5 protein-coding genes are annotated in these 3,698 nt (G+C 31.4%); 3 read left to right on the top strand and 2 right to left on the bottom strand.

The genetic code is table 11. The features are described from left to right. On the bottom strand, positions 1–442 hold a 442-nt coding region (locus tag HG1285_RS05430; RefSeq protein ID WP_008288397.1), incomplete at its 3' end, for a DEAD/DEAH box helicase. Positions 443–489: 47 nt separating this feature from the next. Here HG1285_RS05430 and HG1285_RS18255 point away from each other — a divergent pair. After that, a complete protein-coding gene (locus HG1285_RS18255) occupies positions 490–1,341 on the top strand; it encodes a CorA family divalent cation transporter (protein ID WP_008288398.1) in 852 nt (283 codons plus the stop codon). 39 nt (positions 1,342–1,380) lie between these two features. Further along, the gene (locus tag HG1285_RS05420) at positions 1,381–1,701 is read left to right on the top strand and encodes a hypothetical protein (protein WP_008288399.1); all 321 of its coding nucleotides are present in this window, start codon (positions 1,381–1,383) and stop codon (positions 1,699–1,701) included. On the opposite strand, the gene htpX is transcribed toward HG1285_RS05420, so the two are convergent. Then, positions 1,698–2,567: a zinc metalloprotease HtpX gene (htpX, locus tag HG1285_RS05415; protein ID WP_032496842.1), complete on the bottom strand. Its 870-nt coding sequence runs from the start codon at positions 2,565–2,567 to the stop codon at positions 1,698–1,700. The genes HG1285_RS05420 and htpX overlap by 4 nt on opposite strands. Before the next feature lie 135 nt (positions 2,568–2,702). On the opposite strand from htpX, the gene HG1285_RS18885 reads away from it, so the two are divergent. Then, positions 2,703–3,698: a DNA gyrase subunit A gene (locus HG1285_RS18885; RefSeq protein WP_008288401.1), complete on the top strand. Its 996-nt coding sequence runs from the start codon at positions 2,703–2,705 to the stop codon at positions 3,696–3,698.

Consider the following 3,698-nt stretch of genomic DNA (forward strand, 5'->3'; position numbering starts at 1 on the left):
TCAAAAAATTGGGAGGGTTCTGTTTTATCTGCCTTCTTTTTTCTTTCGGGGTGTCTCCATCGTAAATTTCAACGGTTGCCTGTATTTCTGTTTCATCTATAAGTTCCTTTATTTTTGCATACTGGTCTCTTGCAAGGGCTTTAAGGGGAAATATAACAATAGATGTGGCATATGGATTTTCTGCAAGTTTTTCCAAGACAGAAAAGATATAAATATACGATTTACCTGACGCTGTAGGTGTTGTAATTACAACATTTTTACCATTTTTAACATGTTCAATAGCCTGTGCCTGATGTGAGTAAAGTTTTATATTTTTTTCTTTAAGGTACTTTTCTAATTTTTTATTTTTAAATTTTATTTGTTTATATGTGGCTTTTTCAGGAGGGATTATTTTTTCAAATACAATTTTTTTATTAAATTTTATTTCATCTAAATAACTCATGATAGTATATTATATATCAGTTATTGAAAAATTTATTAGATAATCAAATGATTAGGGTTTTTATTAGGGAAGGTTTTCAAATAAGAATACTGAACAAATTACCTGAAGATATTGGGAGGGAAAATATTCTGTGGGTTGACCTTTTTTCTCCTACTGAAGAAGAAAAAGAAAATGTGGAAAAATTTTTTAACTTAGAAATCCCCACAAAACAAAAAATGGAAGAAATTGAGGTAAGTTCCAGATACTTTGAAGATGAAGAAAATATAAAGATAAACGCATTTTTCCTTGTCAAAGAAGGAAATAATTTCATAAACGAAACTGTTTCATTTATACTATCTATTGATACTTTAATTACAGTAAGATACAGAGAATTAAAAACATTTTCAGAAACTGCTAAAAGAATTCTTTCAAATCCCAAATATTACGAAAATGGATATTATGTATTCACTACAATTCTTGAGATAAGAATTGATAGTGATGCAGATACACTTGAGTTTATAACAAGGGAAATAAATAGACTAAGTAGAATTGTTTTTACAGGTATAGATATAACCCAACAATTATTGGAATCAATTTCCTACTATGAAGATTATAATATGACAATAAGAGAAAACTTAACAGATAAACAAAGGTTAGTATCATCTTTACTTAAAAGTTATAAAGTCCCTAAAGATTTGAGGGAAGAACTTAGAATAATGATTAAGGATATAAATTCTCTTATAGATTATACGAACTTTAATTTTGATAGACTTGACTATCTTCAAAATACATTCCTTGGTTTAATTAATATTGAGCAAAATAAGGTTATGAAAATTTTTACTCTTATGTCAGTTATTTTTTTACCGCCTACTTTAATAGCTGCCATATATGGAATGACTTTCAATATATGCCAGAATTAAACTGGAAATTTGGGTATCCGTTTCTTTATTACTGATGTTATGTCAGCTGTAGTTCCTCTTTATATATTAAGAAAAAAGGATGGTTGTAAAATGGAAGATGTAAAAGAGTATTTATTAAACAGAAGGGTTACGCTTTTTTATGGAATTACTTTCTTATTTGTGTTTTTGGCAGCTGTTATTTCTGAAATTTTAAGTTTAATTTTAGATGAAGGACTTTTATCACCTCCAATAGTCGTATTTCACATTTTGGCTTTTATTGGTTATGTTATTACCTTAAGGTATGTAATTAAAAAACAAAAATACATTGAAGAAAAAAACAGAGAAACAATAAAAAATGATATGAAAAGGGACGAGGGTTAAACCTGTCCCATTTGTTTTGCAAGTTCTAAAAGCCTTTGTATTCTTTCTTGAGTTGGCGGGTGTGTAGAAAATAGTTTAGCAATAATATCTCCTTTGAATGGATTTACTATCATCATGTGAGCTGTTCCCGGATTAACTTCTCTTTCTGCAACAGGTGTTAACTGTTGGGCTGCTGTTTCAAGTTTTTCAAGAGCCTTTGCAAGGCATAAAGGACATCCTGATATTTCTGCTCCAGCTTTGTCAGCTGCAAACTCTCTTGAACGAGATATTGCCATTTGAATAACGGCAGCGGCAATAGGTGCAAGTATAAATAAAAGTAAGCTTCCGATTATTCCTCCTATTCCACTTTCTTCTTCATCTCTTCCCCCAAATAGATTTGACCAGAATGCCATTTCAGCAAGCATTGATATTGCACCGCCGATAGTTGCAGCAATTGTAGAAATTAAAATATCTCTATTTTTTATATGCCCAAGTTCGTGAGCAAGAACCCCTCTTAACTCGTCCTCATTTAAAATATCTAAAATGCCTGTAGTTACGGCAACAGCAGCATGGTTTGGGTTTCTACCTGTAGCAAAAGCATTAGGTACATGCATATTAACAACATAGATTTTTGGCTTTGGAATACCTGCTCTTCTTGCAAGGTCTTCAACAATTTGATGAAGCCATGGAGCATCTTCATAAGACACTTCTTGAGCTCCATACATTGATAAAACCATCTTATCGGAAAACCAGTAAGCAAAAAAGTTCATCACAACAGCAAAGAAAAATGCAATTATCATACCTTGCTGTCCGCCAAGGAGCTTACCTACAACAAGGAACATTCCTGTTAAAGCTCCTAAAAGCAAAACAGTCTTCAGATTGTACATATGGCTCATTACCTCCAGTTTTTTTATTTAAAATTTTATTCCAAAATATCTGAACTATGAAGATTAAAAATAGCTTTTAGAGTATGATAAAATATAGTATTAGAGCTAATTTTATCAATATTTAGGAGTTTTAAAATGTCAGAAATCATAAAACAGCCCATTGAAGAAGAAGTAAAGTCAGCCTATTTAGATTATGCAATGTCTGTTATTGTTGGGAGGGCAATCCCTGATGTTAGGGATGGACTAAAGCCTGTTCAAAGAAGAATTTTATATGCTATGTATGAAGAAAATATGTATCCAAATAGACCTTATAAAAAATCAGCAAGGACTGTAGGAAATGTTATAGCTAAATACCATCCACATGGAGATAGCTCTGTTTATGATGCTCTTGTTAGAATGGCTCAAGATTTTACATTAAGATACCCTCTTGTTCAGGGACAGGGAAACTTTGGTTCAATAGACGGCGACCCACCGGCGGCAATGAGATACTGTGTTGTTGGAGATACACTTGTTAACACAGATAAAGGTCTTGTAAAGATAAAAGATATTGTCCCAAATTCTAAAGAAAATACAGACAACCCAATAAATATAAAAGTTCAATCTTTAAACAGGAAAATAAACACTGCCGACATGTTTTTTAATAGTGGAAAACATAAAACATTAAAAGTAGAAACAGTTGAAGGTTTTGAGATAGAAGGTAGTTTGAATCATCCAGTTTTAACACTTGAAAAGGGCAAAAATGGAAAACCTGTTTATGTCTGGAAAACTTTAGATAAGGTAAAAGCTGGAGATTATTTAGTAGTAAGCAGAAAAAATGATATAAACTCATCTCAGGATTTAATTACAGAAGAAGAGGCAATTTTACTTGGTTCATTGGTTTCTGAGGGGTATATTTCAGAAAATAGAGTTGGATTTAATAACACAGATGAAGAGTTTGCTACAAAATTTGAAACGGCTTTAGTTCATAGTTATGAAGTTGCAGGCTGTAAATATAAAAGAAAACTAAAAAGTGGAAAAACATTAATAGAATATCAATACACCAAAAAGATATTATTGAAGACCTTCAAGAAAAGGGTTTTACAGAAAAATCGGCACAAAAGAAATACCTTACACAGTTTTACGCTCTTCTAA

It is taken from the genome of Hydrogenivirga sp. 128-5-R1-1 (assembly GCF_000171895.1).